Raw genomic sequence first — 24815 nt, forward strand, 5'->3', positions numbered from 1 at the left:
AGGGATGGAAACTAAGTTTGGTATACCCAATCGTCCCATCGTTTAAGTGTTTCAATCGAACCTTAGAGGGATGGAAACACAACTATGATGGTCTGTGGTCCAAGTGGTGTGAACTCGGTTTCAATCGAACCTTAGAGGGATGGAAACTCAGGCTCGTAATTCTTTTCGATGTAATCGTAGTACGTTTCAATCGAACCTTAGAGGGATGGAAACCAAAGCCGAACTAATCCGGCTCATTGACGCCTATGAAGTTTCAATCGAACCTTAGAGGGATGGAAACATCGGCTGTGGAATCCCTTCGAGTTCTAACTTGAAATCGTTTCAATCGAACCTTAGAGGGATGGAAACGACAAAAAATAGGTTTGACACAAAAAAAGCTTGCAGAGTTTCAATCGAACCTTAGAGGGATGGAAACATAGGGACAATTGTAGACTAAGGTGTATTCGAAAAGCCCGCTCAATGCGGGCTTTTTATTTTGGATTGAATTTTAAAAAAGCTATTTCATCTGTTGTAGTATCGTTAGATCTTTGCCTACTATCACGACACTGTTTGGTATGATGGATCTGTAACTGTCGAGTGTTCTTAAAAGTTTGTAGAATTCGTAGTCTTTCGAAAAGGCTTCTGCATAGATGCGTGTGGCGCTTGCTTCTCCTGAACCTTTTATTTTTTCAGCTTCACTCAACGCCTCCGCTCTCATGATTGCAGCTTTTTTATCAGCTTCTGAGCGGATCTTTTGAGCCTCTTTTTGTCCTTCTGCCCTTATTAGAGCGGCAATGCTTTGCCTTTCCGATTTCATTCTTTCAAAAACAGCTTGCTGGTTTTCAGCCGGTAGGTCTGTGTGTTTGATCCTCACGTCCCTCACTTCGATACCAAATTCAGCCAGATTCTTCTTTGAAAATTCGGTTATGTCCGTTAAGTACTGCCTTTCACCGGTCACTATATCGTCAAATTCGAGCTTCGCAAGGGTATTTCTCAAACCTGAGTAGACCACATCGTCTATCCTCGATAGAGCCAGATTGACAGTCCTGACAGATTCAATGAATTTCTTTGGATCAGAGATTCTCCAAATGGCGTAGGTATCGACAAGCATGGTTTTTTTATCGAGTGTGATGATCTTTTCAACGGGTATATCGTATATGTAATATCTCTTGCTCAGACGAACGATGCTATCCACGAAAGGTGTGCGCACGTACAAACCTGGTTCTGAAATAACTCTTCTTATCTCACCAAACCTTAAGACTATCGCGTATTGGGTTTGATCGACTATGAAGAAAGACAAAAAGATGAAGACAGTTGCTATCGCAACTATGAACAGAACGGTCATTAGTACAACCCACTTCATTTTGAATCACCATCCATCAAGTTGCTGAGATTGAGAAAGGTGATCTTTTGAGATTCATCCAGAATGATGATCCTTTTGGCTTTTGGGAGCACTTCTTCAAGTGTTTCTATCTTTAATCGTGTCTCAGTAATCTTTGGTGCTTTTTTGTATTCATTCAATACACTCAAAAAACGCTGAGTCTCGCCGCCGGCTTGAAGTACTTTTTGCTGCGCGTAAGCTTCGGCTTCCAGTATGATCTTTTTGACTTCTCCTTCCACTGAAGGTATCAAATTGTTGGCGTACCTGAGTGCTTCGTTTATGTATCGTTCTTTGTCTTGTTTTGCGTTGTTCACATCATCGAAGGCAGCTATCACAGGTTCGGGTGGAACGACTTCTTGAAGTAAAACGTTCACAACGGTAATACCTATATCGTATTCGTCCAAAAGCTGTTGTGTGATTTGGTGAACTTCGTAAGCAACTTTGTCACGTTCTGCCGTTAGGATCTCATCGACGGTTCTTTTAGCAATTCTTTCTCTTAAAGCAGATTCGGTGGTGAACTTCACAAGTTCTTCAGGTTTTTCAACCTTGAAAACGAATTTCACAGGGTCGTTCACACGAAACTGTACCACTGCCTCCACCGAGACTATGTTTCCATCACCTGTGAGCATCAAAGCTTCCTCTTTTTTGGTGGTGTACTGACCTGGCCTGATCGTTCGAAAACCGATTTCTTGTTTTCTGATCGTCTGTACATCGACTATAACGTGCGTTTGGAACGGGTATGGCGCGTGAAAATGGATTCCAGGCCCTGTTGTATAGCTGTATTTCCCGAATGTCTTCACGAGCGCAACTTGCGAAGGATCAACTTGGTAGACACCACTCATCAAGTAAACGATGGAGATGATTATTGCGATGATTATCACTATCGTTTTCACTGTCAACTTTTATCACCTCCTGCTTCGATCAGTATAGCAAATATGGCTGGCAAAAACCTTCAGACGTTCTTCGTCCTTCCAACGAGTATCTGCAGAAAAATTGAGAGCCACGTTGTACCAATTTGAATTGAGCGATGATCAAGTCATTTTAAAAGCGGAAGCAATGGTGCAAAGAAGATCTAAAAAAGTGCTGATCTTCCCATGGGAAATATTGGTAAATAGTGTCCTTCATCGTTCATGATGATTGTGCTGTTGTGAGCAGAGAACTGGTTCGCTCAGAATCTGTATCTGCCAAGTTGTGATCTTGCATGTTTTGCCTTTCATCAGCGTCTGCATGGATGTTTTCATTGCTTTGACAAATTGTCAAAGCTGTCACATTGTGGGATCGTCCAAGCTTCATCTCAACGTGCTGGTACAAAAACGGTTTTTGCAACCCAACGCTTGATGAAGTTGTGTGGTGAGAAGCGGTCTGCGTCTAATCCTGCCCAGAGTTGAGCTTTTATTTCTAGTTCCACGATTGGAGCGTTCAAAGGTAATTTTATGAACTCAGGCATGGTATAGCCGATCGAGCCTGGTCGATCCAACACAAAGTTTCTCACATCGTTCGTTTTTGGAGCTGAAGTGACGATGATCGCAAGGTTTGGATTGAAAGTACCGTAAGAGTGTGGAATGGAAGCCGTCTGGCCGTTTTGATATTTCACCGTTACCCAATAGACAAGATATTCATCCCAAGGTTGAGATACAGGTTCTGAATTGACAACAACGGTGATCTTCAACTCTTGTCCAGTCTCAAATGGCTCTGGCTCCACAATGATATCGACTATTTCCTTCGCATGGTAGTGTTGTCGAGTTTGAAGGGATTGGTCTTTCAAGGTAAACTGGCATTTCTGACCAGGCGCCGTGGTTTTCTGTAGGCAGATCCATTCAGCTTGAGCACTTTTGTGAACCCCAGCGGTGGGTTGAGCGTAAACAGGTTCCATATCCAGATCGGCGATCACTGTGAAGTTTCTACAGGCCAAGGATGAAGCAGTTCTCCATCCCCAGATCTCTTTGTAGCCAGCTTCAAGATCGGCTTTAGTGATGTAAAAACCGACGATCTGGAAGCCTCCATATTGATAGCTATTTGGAAAGACTGACGTTGGGCCATAGTAGATGAGAGGATTCGTTTCTGTTTCGCTGAGCTTCAATCCGATGAGCCTGATGCTCATGAGCTTTTGTTCACCTTCTTTCAAATCGAACGAATATACGTTGGCTTGTGCCATAACCCTGATGAAATTGATTTTCACGCCGACGCTGATCGTGTCTCCTCCTTGAAATGTCTGAGGAACTGTGAGAATTTCGATCGAATGAACGGTGAATCCTCCACTCACCACGTGCGTGAACGGTAATTTGATCTGAGCGAAATTCAATACCACTACAAGTGATAAAATAAATACTGCCAATCCTCTTTTCACACCGATCACCCCCTCGGATGGTCCGATGAATGAATTATACGCCAAGAACTGTGATGTAATATGAACATTTCGATGGGAAGGTGATAACGTGAGTTCGGTTAATCATGCAGAAATTAGGAAATTCGAAAGATCGGTTTTGAAAAGTTTATTGTTCGTACTCTTCGTGGTTGACCCTCTGGCGTTGTTGTTTTCATATTACGTGTTCGCCGGACTAGGAAAGTACCCCGTTTGGATAATCTTACTAGGTTATGCCATCATGTTGGCTGCCCTTGCACCCATCACTATTTACGTTGCGATTCTTCTTGCGAGAAAAGCTTTCGGAGAAGTTAAGTACAATCTTCCAACGGTACTGGCCCTGCTCATATTTTCTTTGAACTTTTCGTCAGCGACGTTCATTGGTTTCATAGCGAGGCTCATTCGACCCCTGCCTACCGAAACTTTAATATTGAGATTGGCTGGCGCGCTAGCCATAAACGTGAACATAATCGCCGTATTAGTGTTGATTTATTCGCAATCAAAGTTTTTGAGAGAATACGAAGGTCCAAGTTATTCGAACATCATGGTACCGATGTCTCTAAAGTTAACGCTCACTGTTTTGTCGATTTCGATGTGGATTGCGCCTATCCTTCTGAAATACATGCTTTCGAAAGTGGTGTTGAGTGAGGAGATACAGAGAAATTTTGTAATAATGAGTGTGATTTTGAATGTGATTTTGGCCGTCTTGGTCATCTTACTTTCAAAGCGCATTCTGTCTGGACTGCCAGGAATAGTGAACTTGTTGAATGAAATGTCGTCAGGCAATTTGGTAAATCATGTGACGGTCGGTTCGGTTGATGAATTCAGATACATCTGCGGTAAGTTGAACGATGCGAGTCGGGGTATCTCAGAAATTTTGAGAGAAACTTTGCAGATATCCTCTTCATCGTTGAGAACTCTGAAAGATTTGATGAGCAGTTTCAACGTTTTTGAGAATATCGCGAGAAGTACTATTGAATCAGTCCAAAGTCAGCAAAGGGGTGTCGAGCGCATAACCAGTTCTACCGAGCAGATCGCCACAAATATCCAACAATTGGCTTCTCAGGCGCAGTCGCTCGCAGATCTGGCGATCAAGGTTCAAAGGTTGTCTGAAGCACTCGACGAAAGATCTAAGTCGAGTGCCAGTGAACTTGCGAGAGCAAAGAGCGTAACGTCTAGCTTCGTTGAGGAATATGAAACTCTCGAAAGGGAAATCCACAAACTGATGAGTGCGACGAAGAACATCGAAGGGATAGTGGAATCTGTCAGGAGCATAGCTGAACAAACTAATCTGCTCGCATTGAATGCGGCGATCGAAGCGGCGAGGGCTGGGGAAGCAGGAAGAGGTTTTGCCGTGGTGGCAGAGGAGATAAGGAAACTGTCAGAAGAAACCAGACGCTCAACCGATACGGTGATATCGACGATCCAATCCGTTGAAGAGTCATCAAAATCTCTGAATCGACAGATAGAAAAATTGAGACAAGATATCGAATCCACGGAAAAGAGTTATGAAAACTTGTTCGAAACGTTCGATTATTTGAACAAAGCCATCGCGGAATTGAGAGCCACCATAGACACTCTCGCTTCGAGCAGTGAAGAGCAGAGTGCCGCGGTTGAGGAAATGAATAGTGGAGTCAACGAGATAGCTAGCAACATCAGCAAAATATCGGCACAAGGTGGTGAAGTCTCGGTGAACATGCAAAAACTGAGCGAACACATCTCTGAGCTTGTAACGAAGCTGAAGGATGTTGCGATTTCTTTTGAAACACTGATGGGTTCGCTCCGAAGGTTCAAACTTGAGCGTTCAACGTGAGGGGAACGTCCTTTAGCGAAGTTTAACGTTTTAAATTCGGAAGAATCAGATCCAAAAACTCGATGATTCCGAGCGCGATCAGAATCGAACCAGAAAGAATCGAAGGAATTCTTTTACTTAGACGTTTTATCCAGCCACTCAAAAATACAGCGAGGTATATCAAGACGGTGTTGGTCAAAACTACAGCGATTATTATCCACAGAATCGGGGTTCCTAGGAATGGAAAACCTATACCCACGGCTCCTTCATCGAAACTTCCCAGAGTGCCGAAGACCATCAATGCCCAGAAAGATGAGACGTTCCTCGCCAGTTTGATTTGCTCATCCTCAAATGCCTCTTTGATGATCCACACCCCAACACCACAAAAAACGATCAAGACCACCCAGGCGCTGAAGGAAGCGATCCATTTGTAAATCACTAGTCCCAATAGCCATCCGAGCAGAGGTAACATTACAGTTGATGCGGAGAATGCGATCGCCATCTTTCCAGCATGGATCATTCGCTCTCTGAGCTTTTCACTCGGTATCAGTAAGCTCAGAGCGAAAGCAAGACCAAAATCATCGAAAGATAATCCGAGCGCCAACAAAATTAATGTTAAATAATCTACCTTGCTCATTTATCAGCTTTTCCTACTTCCCGGTTTCACCAAAGGTACGTTTCGCTCGCAGAGTGGACAGTTGTCTGGCTCGTATATGGGAAGCTGCAATTTCGCAAGTGAATAGAACGATACGTCGAAGGGGAGTTTTTCGATGGATCTGTCAACGATGCTGGCGATACAGCAAACTTTTCCACCGTGTTCTTCGACAACCTGGATCACTTCAAGGACAGATTTGCCGGTCGTTGTGACGTCTTCCACGATCGCCACCCTTTCACCCGTTTCTATGTGGAATTCCCTTCTGAGCTTCATCGTTCCATTTTCTCTTTCGGTGAACATCGCACGTGTTCCTAATTGCCGTGCCACTTCATAGGCCAGAATAACCCCACCCAACGCGGGACCTATGACGACGGTTGGTTTATGATGTGCTATTTTTTCAGCGATCGCCTTACCGATTTTTTCACCGTACTCGGGATATTCGAATATCTTGGCACACTGAATATACTTTGAAGAGTGTTTACCGGAAGAGAGCAGAAAATGCCCCTCGAGAATGGCTCCAACTTTCAAGAGCAATTCAAGCATGGACGAACCTCCTCATCTTCTCCATCGTGGCCTTTGGATCTTGACTTTTATAAATTTCTCTCCCTATAACAGCGAAGTCTGCCACACCTTTGATTTGCTCGAGCGTGACTGTGTCCTTTTGATCATCAGCTCCTCTTTCCATTCGCACACCGGGAACGAGTATTTTGCCCGAGATCTTTTTTCTCAATTTTATCGCCCAACTTCCAGGAAGGACGAAGGAACAACCCAACAGTCTGAGTGTCTCCACTTGGTGTGCGTATTCTTCCAACGAACCTTCGATGGAAGTGAGCTTTACCACAACGAAGATGAGTTTGCTTGTGCTTTCCAAAGCGGCTTTGATAGAGTCGATGCCAGCGGCTGCATGCAACGTGAAACCAACAACTGAAGGATGGTCCCAAGCTTTGATCGATCTGATGATGGTGGATGGTATATCTGTGAACTTGAGATCGAGGATGACTTTCAGATCTCTCTTCGCCAACTCGTCCAAAACGTGTTTACCCAAGACTGCGAGGTTGTGCCCCACTTTGACGTGTTCAAAACTACCGTATTGATCGATGAACTCGATGGGATTTTCCATGTCCAAACTCAGCACCAGTTTCATTCTCTCACCTCCTCAGAGTGCCATTTTCATAATTTCAACGAGATCTTTCTCTTCAAGTTTCTTTGGACTTTTCACGACGACACCTTTCATGATCCTGTATGCAACCTTTGCAATTTCTGGAAGATCTTGTTCTTTAAAACCGAAGTTTGACAGTTTCTGATTCAAGCCGAAAAGATCTTGAAATTCGAAAAGTTTCTCGATGAAAAGCTTTGCAGCCTTCTCTACTTTGAACTCATCGATGTTGAAAACTTCTTTGGTGAGCACGGCAAGCCTTTCTTTGCATTCATCGAACATATACTGAAGTAAATATGGGCCAGTGATGCACAGACCGAGTCCATGCGGTAATTTTTCATTGAAACCGCTCAACCCGTGCTCTATCGCATGGTTTGCTATGACGCCTGTGAGTGTTTCCGTGATGCCAGCTTCCGTACTGGCCCAAGCGAGATTGGTCCTAGCATCGATGTCCTGGCCGTTTCTGTATGCTCTGGTGAGATAGTTGATGATCCTTTTCATCGAGTCTAAAGCCAGCAGGTCTGAATACGGATTGGCATCGATGTTCAAAAAAGCTTCCAGGGAGTGATAAAATGCATCCATCGAAGTGTACGCAGTTTGATCTTTCGGCAAACTCACCATGAGTGAAGGATCGACGATAGAAACTCTGGGAAAGATCACATCGTAACCTATACCAACTTTTTCCTTCGTTCGTGGATTGGTGATCACGGCGAATGGATCCGCTTCGGTGCCTGTACCATGCGTTGTTGGTATCGCGACGATGGGTAGTGCCGAGGTTGGTTTTTTCTTACCACCGGCGTGCGTGTAGTTCCAAAAGCTATCTTTCATTGCAGCAGCGATAGCGATGGCTTTTGCCGAATCGATGGCGCTTCCTCCGCCAAGGCCGATTATGAAATCTACATTTTTCTCAATCGCCATCTTCGCAGCTTCGTCCACATGATCACTGATCGGGTTGGGTTGAACTTTGTCGAAAACGACACTATCGATGTCGACATCTTTTAATGATTTGATCACTTTATCTAGAATCCCCGTTTCTTTAGTACTCTTTCTTCCTGTCACGATCATGGCCTTTCTGCCGAGATTTTTCACAAGTTCTGACAGTTTTTCAATCGCTCCCAGCCCAAAGACGATCTTTGTGGGAAGATAGCTTATGAACATGAAAACCCCCTCCTTCATGAGAAATTCTTTGCGATCCTTTCAACAATCGAAGGATCTTTGTACAAGATCGTTCCAACACTCACAGCGTTGGCACCCACTTTGAAAAAATCTTCAGCATCTTTCTCGCTCGCGATACCACCAGAAGCGATGATGTAAAGTTTGGTTTTGCTTCTCACTTCGTGAACCGCCCTGAGCGCGATGGGTTTGAGTATAGGTCCAGAGACGCCACCTTTGATGATTCTTTCGCCATCTACGTGGAGTGCCCTGATGGTGTTTATCAATGTCACACCGTCCCATCCGCAGAGTTCTACAAGTTTGGCTATGCTTTCAACGAAAGCTCCTTCGATACCGAGCTTAGCGATGAGAAAGATGTCCAACTTTCTTCTCAAACTGGAGAGTAATCTTTTGAGCGTTGTGAGATCTGAAAGTGGGTTGAAATGCACGTTTGGACAAGAAAGATTGCACTCAAAAGCGATGAATTTGTTTTGAAAAGGTGCCATTTTTTCTGCAACCTGTTCATATTCTTCAAAATTGTCTCCTGCGAAGCTGAAAATGATTTTCACCCTTTCGAACAGCTCATCATACTGTCCCGATTTGAGTTGTTCGATGAAATTTTCCACGCCAGGATTTTCAAGACCTATGCTGTTGATCAGATAATTCTCCGTAGCGATGAGTCTCGGTGGAGGATTACCTTTTTTTGGTTTAAACGTGATCGTTTTGAGCGTGTAAGCACCTATGAACTTTGGTTCGATGAGTTTGAGATATTCTCCCATGCCTCCGATTCCAGAGGCTATCACGATCGGTGGTTTTAATTCCATACCTCTTCACCTCTCAGAGCAGGTCCATCGACACATAAATGTTTCAGACCGTGCTTGGTTTCAATGGCACAACCTCTGCACGCTCCAACGCCACAGGCCATGTATTCATTGAGCGAGACAAAAACTTGACCTTTGTCTTTGAGTAGATTGTAAGAAACCTTCTCCATTTGGTCAGATCCAACCACGAAGAACCAATCGTAAGCTTTCAAAGATTTCAACAAAGCCACAAACTCTTCATCACCCAAGACCGTTTTGAAAGAAACTTCGATCTTTAGCTTTTCAAGGGATCCTATGAATACGTCGCAAAGAAACCTTCGATGCATATCGAAAACGATGGCAAGACATGCGGGAGTGGCTATCACGGCTCCTTTACCTGAGGGTGGGGTGAAGCCTTTGCCACAGGGACCATGCGCCTTCAAATATCTCTGCTCGATTATGTACTTCGTACCAGGTCCGATCACTTGAACACCTATGGCGAGCTTTCCATACCATCTTCCAAGTCCGAATGGCTTTCTCACGATTGAGGTTGGTGTCTCTATCATGATGAACTGCGTTGGTTCAAAATTTAAATCTTCGTTGAACGTGATCAAAAAGCTGTCCGAGGTGAGCTGGATCAACTCATCCCTCGTCAGTGAGAAATTCTCCATCCCAGTACACCCACCTTCCTGAGAGTTTCACACCGATGATCCTTCCTCTGAGTTTCACACCGTCGAAAACGGAATTTTTTCCTTTGCTGTGAAACTTCTTAACATCCACAATCCACTCTGCGTACGGATCAACGATGAGCAGCTCTTCTGAACATTGTGGCATCTTCAGATTCAAGATTTCTCTCGGTTTGAATGCGAGTTTTTCAATGGTTTTCTCCAACTGGTTTGTGATTGTGTAAAAAGCGCTGAAAGCCACTTCGATGTTGCTCGTTCCAAAAGGTGCTTTCTCAAAATCGTTTTGTTTTTCTGGATGTGGTGCATGATCTGTGGCGAAAACATCGACGATATCTTTTTCAACAGCTTCGAGCAGAGCTTTTCTGTCTTGCTCTGTGGCGAGTGGGGGATTGATCTTGAAATTGGTGCTTTTAACATCGTCCATACTGAAAAATAGATGGTGTGGGGTGACTTCGCAGGTTACTTTTGCGTATTTTTTCGAATGTTGTATGGTTTCTATCGAAAGTTTTGTAGAAACGTGCTGTATGTGGAACTCTTTAAAACCGTATTCTAAACCGAGCATGACGTTTCTGAAAATGGAGACTGCCTCGCTGTTTATGGGGCGTTTTTCAACTCTCAACGCCACACCTTCATAAAAAATGCCACCGAGTTCGTGTAACTGACTGTGATCGAGCAAAAGGTGTGGCCTTTTTGTTCTGAAAGCCTTCACGATCTTGGGTGTGTCGTACTCTATGCCGTCGTTCGAATAGCAGAGAGTTCTTTCACCGTCTGGTTCAAGTTCACCGAACAGAGAGACAGACCAATAGAATCGAACTGGTTTATCTTTCGCAAGTTCGACGTGCCTTTTGAGAACCTCTTCATTTTCGATGCAAGGTTTTGTGTTGGGTTGAATCAACACCGCTGAAAAACCACCAACGATGGCTGCTTTGGAGAGCGAATCGTAGTCTTCTTGATCGTTGAGTCGTACGTGTGTGTGCATGTCGAAAAAAGTGGGACAGACGATCAGGCCTTTCCTCCGTTCAGGTAAATTTATCTCAACGTCCAGCCACTGACGTTTCAACGGATTGTACAGTTTCAAGCTCGATCACTCCCAGAACATACTCCAGCACAGCCATCCTGATGAAAACACCGTTTCTCACTTGTTCTAAAATTTTCGATCTTTCTGAATAAACAATATCGTCCGAAACTTCGATGTTTCTATTGAAAGGACCTGGATGCATCAAAATCGCGTGCTTTGGGGCGAGTTTGATTGTTTCTGAGTTTATCTGCATCTTTCTGAAGAAATCGTCGATGTTTGGATAACTTTCTTCAAGTCTTTCTTTTTGAATTCTCAGTGCATATACAACGTCTACATCGAGGATGGCCTCTTTCAAATCGTTCGTTATCAAACTCACACCTTCGAAACTTTCTGGAACAAAACCTTTTGGTCCGACCATCCTCACTTCTGCGTTGAACTTTTTCAAAAGCTCCGTGAGTGATCTCGCCACTCGAGAATGAATTACATCACCCACGATGGCAACTTTGAGCTGAAGTGTTCCAAAATGTTCCACCATGGTCATGGCGTCCAAGAGCGCTTGTGTGGGATGTTCGTTCGTACCATCACCTGCGTTGACCACAGCGGCGTTGACACATCTTGCAAAATCAGCTGGGGCACCGTTTCTGCGGATCCGAATCACCATGCAGTCGAAATTCATCATGTTCAGAGTCAGGATCGTATCTAAATCCGTTTCGCCTTTTTGGAGTGAAGAAGTTTCTGGAACAAAATCGATCACCTGCGCCCCGAGATTCATTGCAGCCTTTTGGAAAGAGACCTTGGTGCGCGTAGAGGGTTCAAAGAAAGCCGTCAAAACGAACTTACCAGTCAACGTTTTTGGGTAAATTTTTGATGTTCTGTGTTCTCTGGCTCGCTCCAAGATTGTCTCGATTTGCTTCCGCGTCAAGCTCTTGATGTCTAAAAGATGCCTCATTCTCCCACCTCCACCGAGGCAAAATAAAAGGGCCTTTTCGGCCCTTTCTTTAAAATAAAAGGGGCTTTCGAAAGCCCCTTTGGACTTGTTTCACATCTATTCAAAAGCCTTTCGTGCCTTTCCTTCGAGCGTTTGAACACCATACCACCTCTGCCTCTGAAAGAGAATTATAGCTGGGCAAGGACCAGATTGTGTTTCTTTTCCATTGCATGGTGGTTGCCAAGAGGAAAAGCTTCAGAATGCGTGACTGAAATATGCGTTGTATACTTTGAAGGTGAACGTGGTATGTTGGAGTAGATCATCCTTGACAGAGAATCGCCCGTTTGAGTTTGAAGTGGGAGGAGAGGGTTTATGTTGAAAGATTTCAAGTATGCCTTGGTCACGGGTGGATCTTCTGGAATCGGCAAAGAGTTCGCACTTGAGCTTTGCCGAAGGGGTTTGAAGGTGATCGTAACAGGTAGGGATACAAAGAGACTTGAAGAATTGACTGAAATGGCAAAGGATATTTCGGATTCATCGATCTTGACTTATACTGTCGAACTTTCCTCAACGGATAATGTGAAAGCTTTCATTCAAGACGTTTCGAAATACGAGATAGACCTTTTGATCAACAACGCTGGCTTTGGTTTGTATGGGGAGTTCATCGAACTCGATTTGGAGGAAATAGAGAAAATGATAGAAGTCAACATCAAGGCCTTGACGATGCTCAGCCACACCTTCGCCAAGAAGATGGTTGAAAGAAAACGCGGTGGGATAATAAATGTCGCGTCGGTCGCTGGCCACATACCGCTACCGTACTTCAACGCTTACGCTGCAACGAAAGCTTACGTTTATAATCTCTCTATAGCTCTGTGGGCAGAGTTAAAAAAGTACAACGTTCATGTGATGTGCGTCTCTCCTGGACCAACGGAGACCAGATTTTTCGAGCGAGCTTTCAAAGGACAAAATTTCAAAACCTTTGGAAATCTGATGAGTCCAACACAAGTTGCCTTGGGTGCGATAGAAGCTTTCGAAAAGAGGAAAGTCGTCTACATACCTGGATTCAAAAATAAGTTTGTCAGTTTCATCGGTAAAAAGCTCTTGCCAGATAGAACCATCGCAAAATTCTTGGCTGGCTGAGCGTTAAAAAAGTGCAGGTGAAAATTTTTCGAAATTCTTTTTTGAGAAAGGTGATGAGCGTGTGTAGAATGATTGGATTTTCTTTCGAAACGGCGCGGGACGTAAACCCGTTTTTTAGACATCTTCAGTGGATGGCTCAAAGAGGCAAAAATGCCCCACACAATCATGGTTGGGGTATTTACGCGCTAGAAGGTGATGCGTTGATCTATCATCGCTCACCCAAACCTGTTTACGAAGAAAGCTTACCATTCATCAAGGCAAAGATAGGAATCATCCATGCTAGGAAGGCATCGGAGCATTTACCTGTGACCTTTTTACAACTTCACCCTTTCATAGATAACAAAGGTAAGGCATTCTGTCACAATGGAACTATCTACGACATTCCAACGTTGACAATCGAAAGCGACACCTTCGCATATTTCATGAAGATCAAAGACTTTTCAACTCATGAGGATCTCGCTCGAAAAATCACTGAAGTGGCAAGAAGCTTCAAGCACACAGGCATGAACTTTCTCATGGTGAACAACGACGAATTGATCGTCTATTGTGGTTACAGTGACAATAAAGATTACTACACTCTCTGGTATTACGATGTAGATGGTTTCATCGTGAGTTCAGAACCCATGCATGAGGGCTTCAAACCTATAGACAACAGAACCCTGATCGTGGTGAAGGATGGAAAAATAAGGAAAGTCATGAAGTGATGTGGTATTTTAATCGGGGAGATTGATCACATTTTGAGGTTTCTCATTCTGAAAAAGGTGGAATAGAACCTACCTTTTGTTGATTTCCTAGAACCCCATAGAATCACTTCCTCCTCAACCGTGTTAAATCTATTGACACATCGAGTAACGTGTGGTAAAAGTATGGTAGAAAGTTTTCTCTGAAAATGCAAATATGAAAAAAATTTTCACCTATACGAGGGGGTGTTGGTATGAAGAGGTTGTTGGTTGGCTTGATCTTGGTTGTCTTCACAGTTTTCGCCTTTGCAAAGGTCAATTTCGGTTCTACTCAGATGACACCTGCTGCTGAGCGCGAGTTCATGATCAGATTTTTAGCTGATTTTTCCAAAAGATCTGGCATCGAGATCGAGTTTTTGAACTTTGAGTACACCGATTTGCTCAACAGAGTTGAAGCGGAACAAAAAGCAGGAAGGATTGTTTTGAACCTGATAGCGGATCTTCAAAGTGGACTCAACACGATGGGTTCGAATGGTTTTCTCACAGATCTTTCAAACGTGAAGTTCGAGGGTAAGACCTTCGTACCAACTTTCGAAAAATACACGTACGTTGGCAAAAGTAAAGTGTTCATCCCGTGGTTGCAAGCAACCTTTGTGATGGCTATCAACAAGAAAGCTTTCGAGTATCTACCAAGAGGTTTGACTCAGCAAGATGTGATCAACGGGACTGACAAATGGACATACGATACATTACTTGAGTGGGCTAGAAATTTGCAAGAAAGAACTAGACAACCGCAGCTTGGCTTTCCACTAGGACCAAGGGGATTGTGGCACAGATTTTTGCACGGTCACATATATCCTTCCTACACGGGTGCACAAGCCGTGAAATTCGATAGTGTGAAAGCTATCGATATGTGGAACTATTTGAGAGAACTGTTCAGATATGTTCATCCGGCTTGCACCACTTGGGACAACATGGATCAGCCACTTTTAAGAGGTGAAGTGATGATAGCTTGGGACCACACGGCGAGGATCAAGCAGGCTATCATCGAAAAGCCCAACGATTTCGTGGTGGTTCCAGTTCCTCGTGGGCCAATGGGTAGAGGATACATCATCGTCTTGGCAGGTTTGTCAATCCCAAAAGGGGCAGACATGACAGAACCACTCAAGGTCATGGATTTCCTCACAAGCCCAGAGGCTCAAACTGCAGTGCTTGAAAACGTAGGGTTCTTCCCAGTGGTTCAAGAAGCTCTGGGTCGAATACCCGAAGGTGGTTTGAAGATCCTGGCACAAGGCGTTGTGAATCAATCTTCCGCTGCTGACTCTATAGTTTGCTTCATTCCAGGTCTCGGGGCGAAAGGCGGAGAATTCAACGAAACATATCGTCAAGCGTTCGCTAGAATCGTTCTGAACAGAGAAGATCCGGCAAAAGTTATAGTTGAGCTTGGTGAAAAAGTAAGGCAGCTCTTCAAAGAAGTGAAAGCTCCACTACCAGAGCCAGATGCGAGTCTCTTTTAATTCAAAGCGGGTGGTTTTCGCCACCCGCCTTCCATCTGGGAGTGGTTGTTCAGTATGAAAAAAGGATATCTCATACCCATTTTTTTTGATCCTTCCAGCCATTGTTTATTTGTTGTTATTCATAGGTTATCCAATAATTGGTACCTTTCAACTTGCGTTCAGCAACCCAAAGGGTTGGTTCGAGAATTTCAGATATATATTTTTCTCAAAGGATTTTCAGAACGCTTTTTTGAACACGTTACTCCTGGGTATGGTGGTCATACCGATTCAGTTTGTCTTTGCAGTTGGTCTAGCTTTGCTGGTGAACAAAAAACGGAAAGGTTACAAAACGCTTTTGTACATAATAGCAGCACCGCTTGCTCTGAGCGATATCACGGCCGCGTTGATAAGTTATTCCATATTCGCGCCGAATGGTTATCTCAACAAAATACTGCTCAGTTTGAATTGGATAGAGAGGCCCATTTATTTCTTTGGTTATTGGTTCAAATCTAGAGAATTTTTAGTGATAGTTCTGACCGAAGTTTGGCGAGCAACTCCTTTGATGTTTGTGATTTTACTTGCAGGATTACAATCGATAAATCAAGAGTACTTAGAAGCCGCAGATGTTTTCGGTTTTTCAACTTGGAAGAAGTTCGTCAAAATTACATTGCCTTTGCTAAAACCTTCGATCGTTTCAGCGTTGCTCATTAGAACACTTTTTGCATTTCAAATCTTCGGTGTGGTATGGCTCTTGGCTGGAAGGGATATCACAGTCCTTGCCGGGGAAACGTATTATTGGTATGTTCTGCAAAACAACAGAAACATCGCCAGCACTTACGCGTTGGTGATAGCCTTGTTGACGTTCATCGTCGGATGGTTCTACATAGGGACCATTCGTTCAAAACATTTAGAAGAGGGTGTAGAATGATGAAGAAGTTCTTCTACGTACTGGCTTTCACAGCTGTCTCGCTTTGGTTTTTGGGACCATTGTTCTTCATATTTTTAGCTTCTCTAACGCCTTCTTCGGATTTTTACAGATGGGATGCGATCTTTCCGTCCAAGCTCACTTTGGATCACGTGCGCAAACTTCTAGTTAACCTCGGTGGATGGAGGGCCATGTTGACCAGTGTACAGGTAGCTCTCATAGCTATCGCGATCTCTTTCGCTTTGGGTATCCCCGCAGGTTATGCGCTCACTCGATACAAGTTTCGTGGAAAGAATTTCATAAAGCTGGTAATGTTGTTCACTCGCTCTATACCACTCGTGGTCATAGCGGTTTCACTCGTGACGATATATTTGAGATTGAATCTAGCCGATACAGCCTTCGGAGTGGGTTTGGCACATGCGGCAATGGTTCTACCGTTCGTTGTGCTCATAACTTCGAGTATCTTTTCTGGTGTTTTTGTCGAATATGAGGAAGCTGGTATGGTTTTTGGACTAACTCGATTTGGTGCTTTCCTCAGAATAACGATGCCACTTGCCTTACCAGGACTTGCAGCTTCTGCTATTTTCGCTTTCATCATGTCGTGGAACGAAGTCTTCGCAGCCTCGGTTTTGGCTATAACGAACAGGACTTTACCGGCACACATTTTGAGCACGGCGATGGCTTCACCAGATTATTTCAAATTCGCTGCTGGAACGATCATGGCTGTACCTGCCATGGTGTTCATATTCATCATAAGAAAGTATTTGATCTCGATGTGGGGAATTTCTTTGAAGTAGGTGATATGATGGCAAAAGTGGTCATTGAGAACGTGAAAAAATACTTTGGGAATGTCAAAGCGCTCGATGGGATAAACCTTTCAATAGAAGAAGGTCTCTTTGTCGTGTTGCTCGGGCCTTCTGGATGTGGAAAGACGACCTTGATGAGGTGCATCTCTGGTTTAGAAAATCTCACCGAAGGAAAGATCTTCTTCGACGATGAAGATATGACCAATGTGCCACCGAAAGATCGAAACGTCGCAATGGTTTTTCAAAGCTATGCCGTTTGGCCACATATGAGGGTGAAAGACAACATAGCTTATCCACTGAAGCTCAAGAAAGTGCCAAAAAAGGAGATAGAAGAAAGAGTTAAGTGGGTTTCAGAGTTGCTCCACATAAGCGAGCTTTTGGATAGATTCCCTGCACAGCTTTCCGGAGGTCAAAGACAAAGAGTCGCTGTCGCCAGAGCGATTGTGCACAGGCCAAAGGTTTTGTTGATGGATGAACCACTCTCGAATCTGGATGCTCTATTGCGAGTGAAAATGAGAAGTGAACTTAAAAAGTTGCACGAACAGGTGAGAGTTACGACCATTTACGTGACACATGATCAGATCGAAGCAATGACCATGGGTGACAAAATAGCCGTTATGAAGGCTGGAAAGATAGTTCAGTATGGCACTCCTGAAGAAATATACAAAAGACCAAGAACAATCTTTGTTGCAGGCTTTGTTGGTTCACCGCAGATGAATTTTCTGCAGATGAAGGTGCTCTCATCTGGCACAGAAATTTATGCGGAGAACTTCGGGGTGAAGATATCTTTGAAAAAAGATCCAAACTTAGAGTCAATCACAATGGGTGTGAGACCAGAGCACATCAAGCTTGAGAAAACTGAGAGATCTGTGCAAATCACAGGGACAGTCTATTTTGTCGAAAAACTCATGTCAGAAACTATCGTGCATCTCTCCATAAGTTCAGAGAAAAATTTGGTCGTCAAGATACCTTACGATCTGCTCGTTCGAGAGGGAGAGAAGATGAAAGTTTACATCGATTTTGAGCAGGTTCATTTCTTCAACCCTCTCACGGAGGAGAGGATCGATCTGTGAAAATCATATGTCACACACATTGGGACAGGGAATGGTTTGCTCCATCCTTTGTCACGAACGAGTGGCTAAGGGAATTGTTTGAAAAACTCTTCAAGCTGATCGAAACGAAGAAAGATTATACCTATGTGCTCGACGGCCAAACGCTGTTGATAGAAGATCTGTTCAACGAGGCACCAGAGTTAGAAGAAAAGGTGAAAAAACTTGTAAAATCCGGCAATCTCTTGATAGGTCCATTCTACGCACAGATAGACTTCAGACTCTCTCCGGAGATCGCCATTATCAAGAATTTCGAAATTGGCAGGAAAGACATGAGCAAACTCGGTGGCAATGCAAAAGTGGCTTGGATGGTTGACAATTTCGGTTTCATATCTCAGCTTCCACAATTGCTCAGAAAGTACGGCATCGAGGGAGCCTTTTTGTGGCGCGGAGTTGGGATAGAAAAACCTTCTATTGAATTTGTGTGGAACTCAAAGGAGCACTCTCAAATCAAATGCATTTTTTTGGTCGGTGGATACAGAAACTTATACGGTCTTTCTTTCACAAAAGACCTCGCGAGAAGAAGATTACAACACGAAATAGAAAAACTGAAAATTTTTTCTCTCAGTGGAGAGGTACCACTCTTGGATGGGTACGATCTGGATACCAATCCAGAAGATCCGAGGGACCTGTTGGATGGTGTGACGCTCTCAACGCCCGGGGAATTTTTGAACCAAGCTTTTTCGAAAGTTGCAGATCTTTCCACAGTCAATGGTGAACTGATCAGTGGAAAGTACGCCTGCACTTTTCCGGGTACCCTCTCGACACGGGTCTATTTGAAGATGCAGTCTTATGTCATTGGAAAACTACTAAGATACGTAGAACTTCTGAGTTCCCTGAAGGGTGAAGAAATCGAAGAACTGCACAGGACTTATCTGAAGACGCTGATTCACGATAACATTTGCGGCGTTGGTGTAGATCTGGTTAATAAGAATATGCAAAAAACTTACGCAAGGATGTATACGAAGCTCAAAAAAATGTTCATCGAGAATATAAAAGCACTCACAGCTGAATTCGAAGATGGACGATACGTAGTCTCTTTTTCGCCTTTCAACTACGACCATTGGCATTGCGATGGCAAAAGGTGTTACAAACTTTCAAGCAAAGGTGTTGGGATATTCAGACTGAAAGAGCTCGATCGTTCAATCGAGGATGAAACCCTATCTTTCAAAAACGATTATTACGATGCGTCCTTCTGCGAGGATGGCTCGTTGAAACTCAATAACATGCTCACAGGTATTTTGAAAATTGAGAAAGAACTCGGAGATAGCTATTCAACTTATACCGAAGAGGTTAATTTTTCTTCCAGATTGTTGAATATAAGGACTGAAAGAGCTGGTGAAAGGCACAAAGTTGTTCTAGTTGAGAGATGTCTAGAAGCAGAGGGCATATTGATAAAGACAAAAGAGAAAGTCATCTTCGATGGTTCCCCACTCGTTAAATGGCAGATCGAAGCAGAACTCAATGGTAAAAACTACATTTTGAGCTTTGTGACGAGGACTGGCGACAAAGATTCTAAAATCTTTGCCAAGATGCCTTTCGACGTGGTTGAGCGGGTGAGAGTCGATACAAATCTGCTCGATCGAGATGCGGGGAAACTCAATTCAGTCTTACTCGCTGCGCGCGAGATCGGATCGATCAAAAAATTTCCTTTCCAAGGTTTCGTTGCGCTCTTTAAAGAAAAAACGATTGCAGTTATGTCGAAGGGTACATACCAGTACGAAGTCGATTTGAGCGGAGATGTGAAAATAGATCTTGTCAGAAGTGTCGAATGGATCGCAAAAACCGATGTAAAGGGTCGTACGGGTGATGCGGGACCTTTGATGTACATCCCAGATGCCAAGTGTGAAGGAACTTTAACGTTCGAGCTGGCTGTGTGTGAACTGGACCAGCACGTTTGTTCGGAAGAATTCTTCAGATGGTTCACTCTATTCGACGATCAACCGATTTTGATTTCAGTGAGGGATGGATACGGTAAGAAAGACTCTTTAAAACTTTTTTCCGGCGAACTCCCTTGGGTCTGTGTCGTGGACGGTAAACTTGTCATGTACAATCCTTATTCGAAAATTACTCGAGGTCTGAAAGAGGGTCAAATATCTGAAATACCACTCAAGACAGTGCAGCATGGTCTTCACGGAGAAGCGAAAGTCAGATTCATCCGATTTCCAGCTTTTCCAAAATATTCCTCCAGAAATGATCCCAAGCAAGCTGTTGATCTTATAGAAAAAAATATCGAAAAGATCAAGGAAGAAATTTCGCTTCTTGAGAACGATTTGAAAAAGGAAAAGAGAAGCTCTGTCAAGTACCATCTTTTGAAGCACTCGTTGTTGGGTAGAAGGAGGACCCTACTCGAACTGAAGGTTTGTTCGTCTTTGTGTAAAGGGAGGATCCCTAAAAAAATGATGAAGAGATTGAACCGAGCGAGGGCAAAGAGAAGGATATACGATTACATAGTTGAGTTGGTGAAGGAGGGAAGCACATGAACTATTACAACGATGTACCTCAAGATCTCGGAAAATTCGATGTCGTGGTAGGTATACCGAGTTTCAACAACGCAGCAACCATAGCTTACGTTGCTCAAACTGCTGCGAAAGGGATCAAGGATCTTGGTTTGAAAGGCTTGATCGTCAACTCGGACGGAGGTTCTGTGGATGGAACTACCGGAGCTTTTTTGAACAGCGATACGCTTGGTTTGCCGAAAGTATCTATCAAATACAAGGGCATCCCTGGCAAAGGTAGCGCAGTGAGAGCGATGTTCGAAATCGCACACAAAGTCGAGGCGAAGGTTTTCATAATGCTCGATTCAGATTTGAGGAGTGTTGAACCTTGGTGGATTGAAAGACTCGCGGTACCAATACTCGAAGCAAAAACTGATTATGTGACACCGCTGTATCTTCGACACAAGTACGATGGTACCATTACGAACAATATTTGTTATCCACTCACGTCCGCACTCTATGGGTTGAAAATTCGCCAGCCCATCGGCGGAGATTTCGGAGTGGGCGCGAGGCTCATAGATACATATTTGAGCAAACCTGCGAGCGTTTGGCAAACTCATGTGGCTCGATTTGGTATCGATATATGGATGAGTACCACTGCCATCGTTGAATCAGACAAACCACCAATTCAAGCAGCATTGGGTGCAAAAGTACACGACGTGAAAGATCCTGGGAAACATCTTCAAGGTATGTTCGTACAGGTTGTACAAACGCTCTTCGAGTTGATGGTTGGATATCAAGACAGTTGGAAAAACATCACTGATGTGGTTTCTACACAGGTTTACGGTGAACAACCGTCTCAAAAGGTTGAAGAGATAGTCGTGGATCTGATGGGGTTAAAAGAGAGGGCAAAAACGGCTCTGCAAGAAAGGCTTGATTCACTGAGAGAAATTAAGCCTTTACGTGGAGAAATAATTGAATCTGTTCTTAGGACCGGAACTGTGGATATGGAGAGTTGGGTCGAAGTGGTTTACGAGTTCGCATTAAGATATAAAAGTGAAAGAGACGAACGAATAATTCTCGATCTTTTGCCGTTCTATTTTGCACGCGTGGCAGATTTTGTAGAGAAAACAAAGGAAATGAACAGTATAGAAGCTGAAAAGCTCATCGATGAACAGTTGGAGCTATTTCTAAAAAGGAAAAAACTGTTTGTAAGGAGATGGTTTCTTGATACTTGACAGTTTGCTTGGTATCTACGATAGACTCAGTGACGCAGAAAAGAAAGTTGCATCTTACATCATCGAAAGACCTGACGATGTCATACACTATTCAATAACGGAGTTCGCCAGAATCATCGGCGTGAGTGAGACTACCATATACAGATTGATCAGAAAGTTAAAGTTTGATGGGTATCAGTCCTTCAAAATAGAACTCACCAGGCAGACGAGTGGTGCCAAAGTGTTTCCGACCACCTCAAAGGATGCTTTTGACGAAGGCATTGAGCAGATGAAATCTTTGGTGGATCGTTTGGCCTCTACGCTCAAAAAAGAAGATGTAGAGAAAGCTGCCGAATGGATCGTACAATCGCAGAAGACGATATTTTTTGGTGTGGGCCTTTCAGCTGTCGCTGCGGAGTATGGAAGTTTGTTACTGTCACTTCTAGGTTTACCATCTTTCTACTACAACGATCCCCATGCTCAGGTGATAATCGCAACGAGTTTGTGCGAAAAAGATCTTGTGATATCTGTCAGCCACAGCGGAAACATAAGAGACACAGTGAAGTCGACACAAGTAGCCAAGGATGTCGGTGCCAAGACGATAGCCATAACTGCTGGCATGAATTCAGCTCTTGCTTCGGTAGCGGATTTGGTTCTCTACAGTCCAGTCGCGAGATTCGAAAGGCATGAATTTCTGAGAGGGAATTTGGGTGAACTTGCAGTCGTGGAGATACTCTTTCGAACGGTGCTCAGGAAAACTTATGCGGAGAAAGAAGAACATCTCAACGGGCTTTCGGAAGTTCTCAAACCGAAAAGATACGAGGAGAAGGAAAAATGAAGATAGCACTGTTACACTTCAGAGTGGGTTTTACAGACGGCGTTTCACTCGAAATGGAAAAATGGAAAACAGTTTTAGAGAGGATGGGACACGAGGTCCTTTACGTCGCGGGAGAGTTCAGCCAAATTAGTGGAGTCGAGATTCCCACACTAGCCATGAACGATCCTACAAACATTTGGATACACAGAAACGCTTTCGAAAAATTGTTGGTCAGTGACGAAACGTTCTTGAAAGTTTTCAAAGATTATGTTCGCCGAATCGAGGAAGAGTTGGAACGAAAAGTTCCGCCACTGGATATTTTGATAGTGAACAACATCCTCTCGCTTGGGTTCAACTTGGCCGCAGCAGTTGCCATCAGTGAGTACGCGAAAAGTAGGAACATCAAAGTAGTTGGTCATCATCACGATTTTTACTGGGAGAGAGAAAGGTATTCAAGGCCCCAGAGCGAGTTCGTAGTTAAAATTCTCAACAGATATTTTCCTCCGAAGGGTGAGAACTTTTTCCACATCACCATAAACACTCTGGCGCAGAAAGAGCTTTTTAGACGCAAGGGTATCGAATCACTCGTAGTGCCCAACATTTTTGACTTTGATCAACCTTTGTGGAAGATAGATGAGTACAACAAAGATCTACGGCCGTCGTTGGGTATAAGTGATGGAGACATCGTGATTCTGCATGCAACTAGGATCGTTCAAAGAAAGGCAATAGAGTTGGCCTTGGACTTTGTGGAATGTTTTTGCAAATTGAGTGAAAGAAAGGTTCATTTTTTATTGGCAGGGTTTCCTGAGCAAGAGTCGCAGGAGTACTACCGAAAGATCGTTGAGAAAGCCAAAAAGATGCCTTATACTACTCATTTTGTGTTCGACATAGTCCGAGCCGAAAGATTTCTGGGTGAAAAGAAGTATTACTCGTTGTGGGACATGTATGCTGTGGCGGATGCCATCACTTATACTTCCGCACTTGAAGGCTGGGGTAATCAGCTGATAGAAGCTGTTTTTTCAAAAAAGCCACTCGTTGTTTTTGAATATCCAGTCTTCAAGAGTGATATCGCTCCATTAGGATTCGATTTCATCTCACTTGGAGACGAGATTCACTACGATGAAAATGAAAGTCTGTACAAGATCGATCAAGCAAAAATTGAAAAGGCTGCTGAAAAGCTGAAATGGTTGCTCTCTCATCCAGAAGAATTGTCAAAAGTCGTGGAGAAAAATTTTCAAATAGGAAAGAAACATCTTTCGCTCGAAAAGCTTCAGCAATACTTGACATTCCTCTTCAATCGGCTTGGTCTTTCAACAGGTTGATCTTCTTTATTCGAATCGGTGTTTTTGAAGTTGCATTCGACAGAACTTGTGGTACAATAATAATGAAAGCTGAAAAGGGATATTGACAAAAATTTCTGATTGTGATATAATATATCCTAGCAGGGCAAAAGCCCTGCTTTTTTGTTTGGCAATAGGAGGTGGCAGTTTTGGAACTTTCTGACATAGAGCTGTTTTTGCTGGATATGGACGGTACGTTCTATCTTGGAGATAAGCTCATTCCTGGAGCTTTGGAGTTTCTCGAAATTGTGAAATCTTTAAAGAAGAAGTTCATGTTTCTCACCAACAATTCTTCGAAAGGGCCTGCGCAGTACGTTGAAAAGCTCAAACGGTTGGGTGTGGACGTGAACGAATCTTGTGTGTTCAGTTCCGCCGAAGCGACCGCCATGTTTTTGTTGGAACGATACGGTCAATCAAAGCTTTTTTTGGTCGGCACTAAAGCGTTGGCAGAAACGATGAAATCCTATGGTCATACGATCGATGAGAAAGAACCACAGATGGTGGTGCTCGGTTACGATACGGAACTCACTTACGAAAAGCTCGCGAAAGCTTGTTTACTTCTCAGAAAAGGTTTACCTTACATCGCAACGCATCCTGACATAAACTGTCCTTCTGAAGAAGGTCCCTTACCTGACGCTGGTTCGATCATCGCGTTGATAGAACGTTCTACAGGAAGAACACCAGATCACATCGTGGGTAAGCCCAACCAGCTGATGATGCAGATGATTTCCAAAAGATTTTCCTTACCGCCTCACAAGATAGCCATGGTGGGTGATAGACTCTACACAGACATGGAATTCGCGCTCCGTTCTGGGGCAATGGCGATCCTCGTGTTGAGTGGCGAAACACAACTGGAACATCTGCAGAACAGTCAAACCAAACCACACTTAGTGGTTGAAAACATCGAAGTTTTAGCTAAAATGCTCAAGAGAGGTTGA

Annotated in this window: 24 protein-coding genes and 1 CRISPR repeat array; of the genes, 12 read left to right on the forward strand and 12 right to left on the reverse strand. The window is 43.7% G+C overall.

The window, feature by feature from the left end; genetic code table 11:
* Window positions 1-48: 48 nt before the first annotated feature.
* A CRISPR array of direct repeats spans window positions 49-415; the repeat unit is 30 nt; unit sequence GTTTCAATCGAACCTTAGAGGGATGGAAAC.
* An 81-nt stretch (window positions 416-496) separates the two neighbouring features.
* From NZ875_09005 to NZ875_09020, 4 genes are all read right to left on the reverse strand, one after another.
* A complete protein-coding gene (locus NZ875_09005) occupies window positions 497-1342 on the reverse strand; it encodes a protease modulator HflC (GenBank protein MCS7175873.1) in 846 nt (281 codons plus the stop codon).
* On the reverse strand, window positions 1339-2259 hold the full coding sequence (gene hflK, locus NZ875_09010; protein MCS7175874.1) for an FtsH protease activity modulator HflK: 921 nt from the start codon (window positions 2257-2259) through the stop codon (window positions 1339-1341). The genes NZ875_09005 and hflK overlap by 4 nt, the downstream gene beginning before the upstream one ends.
* A gap of 229 nt (window positions 2260-2488) precedes the next feature.
* Entirely contained in the window at window positions 2489-2653 is a 165-nt protein-coding gene (locus tag NZ875_09015) for a hypothetical protein (GenBank protein ID MCS7175875.1), read from the reverse strand.
* 1 nt (window position 2654) lies between these two features.
* The gene (locus NZ875_09020; GenBank protein MCS7175876.1) at window positions 2655-3707 is read right to left on the reverse strand and encodes a hypothetical protein; all 1053 of its coding nucleotides are present in this window, start codon (window positions 3705-3707) and stop codon (window positions 2655-2657) included.
* Window positions 3708-3795: 88 nt separating this feature from the next.
* Between NZ875_09020 and NZ875_09025 the strand changes: the two genes are divergently transcribed.
* Complete coding sequence (locus NZ875_09025; protein ID MCS7175877.1) at window positions 3796-5535, forward strand: methyl-accepting chemotaxis protein; 1740 nt, start codon at window positions 3796-3798, stop codon at window positions 5533-5535.
* 22 nt (window positions 5536-5557) lie between these two features.
* Here NZ875_09025 and NZ875_09030 read toward each other — a convergent pair whose 3' ends face one another.
* From NZ875_09030 to NZ875_09065, 8 genes are read right to left on the reverse strand one after another with little or no spacing between them, the layout of a single operon-like run.
* Window positions 5558-6118, reverse strand: coding sequence for a manganese efflux pump MntP family protein (locus NZ875_09030; protein MCS7175878.1), 561 nt, complete (start codon window positions 6116-6118; stop codon window positions 5558-5560).
* 36 nt (window positions 6119-6154) lie between these two features.
* Window positions 6155-6712: an orotate phosphoribosyltransferase gene (pyrE, locus tag NZ875_09035; protein MCS7175879.1), complete on the reverse strand. Its 558-nt coding sequence runs from the start codon at window positions 6710-6712 to the stop codon at window positions 6155-6157.
* Complete coding sequence (pyrF, locus tag NZ875_09040) at window positions 6705-7313, reverse strand: orotidine-5'-phosphate decarboxylase (GenBank protein MCS7175880.1); 609 nt, start codon at window positions 7311-7313, stop codon at window positions 6705-6707. Before pyrF ends, pyrE begins: the two co-directional genes overlap by 8 nt.
* A gap of 12 nt (window positions 7314-7325) precedes the next feature.
* Window positions 7326-8483, reverse strand: coding sequence for an iron-containing alcohol dehydrogenase (locus tag NZ875_09045; protein ID MCS7175881.1), 1158 nt, complete (start codon window positions 8481-8483; stop codon window positions 7326-7328).
* Window positions 8484-8497: 14 nt separating this feature from the next.
* Window positions 8498-9301: a HisA/HisF-related TIM barrel protein gene (locus NZ875_09050; GenBank protein ID MCS7175882.1), complete on the reverse strand. Its 804-nt coding sequence runs from the start codon at window positions 9299-9301 to the stop codon at window positions 8498-8500.
* Window positions 9292-9948: an oxidoreductase gene (locus NZ875_09055; GenBank protein MCS7175883.1), complete on the reverse strand. Its 657-nt coding sequence runs from the start codon at window positions 9946-9948 to the stop codon at window positions 9292-9294. The genes NZ875_09050 and NZ875_09055 overlap by 10 nt, the downstream gene beginning before the upstream one ends.
* Window positions 9920-11041, reverse strand: coding sequence for a dihydroorotase (locus tag NZ875_09060; GenBank protein ID MCS7175884.1), 1122 nt, complete (start codon window positions 11039-11041; stop codon window positions 9920-9922). The genes NZ875_09055 and NZ875_09060 overlap by 29 nt, the downstream gene beginning before the upstream one ends.
* Entirely contained in the window at window positions 10998-11930 is a 933-nt protein-coding gene (locus tag NZ875_09065) for an aspartate carbamoyltransferase catalytic subunit (protein MCS7175885.1), read from the reverse strand. The genes NZ875_09060 and NZ875_09065 overlap by 44 nt, the downstream gene beginning before the upstream one ends.
* A gap of 351 nt (window positions 11931-12281) precedes the next feature.
* On the opposite strand from NZ875_09065, the gene NZ875_09070 reads away from it, so the two are divergent.
* The 11 genes from NZ875_09070 to NZ875_09120 all read left to right on the forward strand — a co-directional run bounded on the left by NZ875_09070 (window position 12282) and on the right by NZ875_09120 (window position 24815).
* Window positions 12282-13049, forward strand: a complete 768-nt coding sequence (locus NZ875_09070) for an SDR family oxidoreductase (protein MCS7175886.1) — start codon at window positions 12282-12284, stop codon at window positions 13047-13049.
* Between the two features lie 68 nt (window positions 13050-13117).
* A complete protein-coding gene (locus NZ875_09075) occupies window positions 13118-13753 on the forward strand; it encodes a class II glutamine amidotransferase (protein MCS7175887.1) in 636 nt (211 codons plus the stop codon).
* Window positions 13754-13983: 230 nt separating this feature from the next.
* On the forward strand, window positions 13984-15246 hold the full coding sequence (locus NZ875_09080; GenBank protein ID MCS7175888.1) for an ABC transporter substrate-binding protein: 1263 nt from the start codon (window positions 13984-13986) through the stop codon (window positions 15244-15246).
* An 85-nt stretch (window positions 15247-15331) separates the two neighbouring features.
* Window positions 15332-16153 carry a sugar ABC transporter permease gene (locus NZ875_09085; GenBank protein ID MCS7175889.1) on the forward strand — a complete coding sequence of 274 codons (822 nt, stop codon included), beginning with the start codon at window positions 15332-15334 and terminating at the stop codon, window positions 16151-16153.
* Complete coding sequence (locus NZ875_09090) at window positions 16153-16947, forward strand: carbohydrate ABC transporter permease (GenBank protein ID MCS7175890.1); 795 nt, start codon at window positions 16153-16155, stop codon at window positions 16945-16947. The genes NZ875_09085 and NZ875_09090 overlap by 1 nt, the downstream gene beginning before the upstream one ends.
* Before the next feature lie 8 nt (window positions 16948-16955).
* Window positions 16956-18029: an ABC transporter ATP-binding protein gene (locus tag NZ875_09095; protein ID MCS7175891.1), complete on the forward strand. Its 1074-nt coding sequence runs from the start codon at window positions 16956-16958 to the stop codon at window positions 18027-18029.
* Window positions 18026-20548 (forward strand): alpha-mannosidase, encoded by a 2523-nt coding sequence (locus NZ875_09100; GenBank protein ID MCS7175892.1) that lies wholly within the window; start codon window positions 18026-18028, stop codon window positions 20546-20548. The genes NZ875_09095 and NZ875_09100 overlap by 4 nt, the downstream gene beginning before the upstream one ends.
* Complete coding sequence (locus NZ875_09105; GenBank protein MCS7175893.1) at window positions 20545-21741, forward strand: glycosyltransferase; 1197 nt, start codon at window positions 20545-20547, stop codon at window positions 21739-21741. The genes NZ875_09100 and NZ875_09105 overlap by 4 nt, the downstream gene beginning before the upstream one ends.
* Entirely contained in the window at window positions 21731-22558 is an 828-nt protein-coding gene (locus NZ875_09110) for a MurR/RpiR family transcriptional regulator (GenBank protein ID MCS7175894.1), read from the forward strand. Before NZ875_09105 ends, NZ875_09110 begins: the two co-directional genes overlap by 11 nt.
* Window positions 22555-23859 carry a glycosyltransferase family 4 protein gene (locus tag NZ875_09115; GenBank protein ID MCS7175895.1) on the forward strand — a complete coding sequence of 435 codons (1305 nt, stop codon included), beginning with the start codon at window positions 22555-22557 and terminating at the stop codon, window positions 23857-23859. Before NZ875_09110 ends, NZ875_09115 begins: the two co-directional genes overlap by 4 nt.
* 158 nt (window positions 23860-24017) lie before the next feature.
* Window positions 24018-24815, forward strand: coding sequence for an HAD-IIA family hydrolase (locus NZ875_09120; protein ID MCS7175896.1), 798 nt, complete (start codon window positions 24018-24020; stop codon window positions 24813-24815).

Source organism: Pseudothermotoga sp. (assembly GCA_025060105.1).
Lineage (GTDB): Bacteria > Thermotogota > Thermotogae > Thermotogales > DSM-5069 > Pseudothermotoga_A.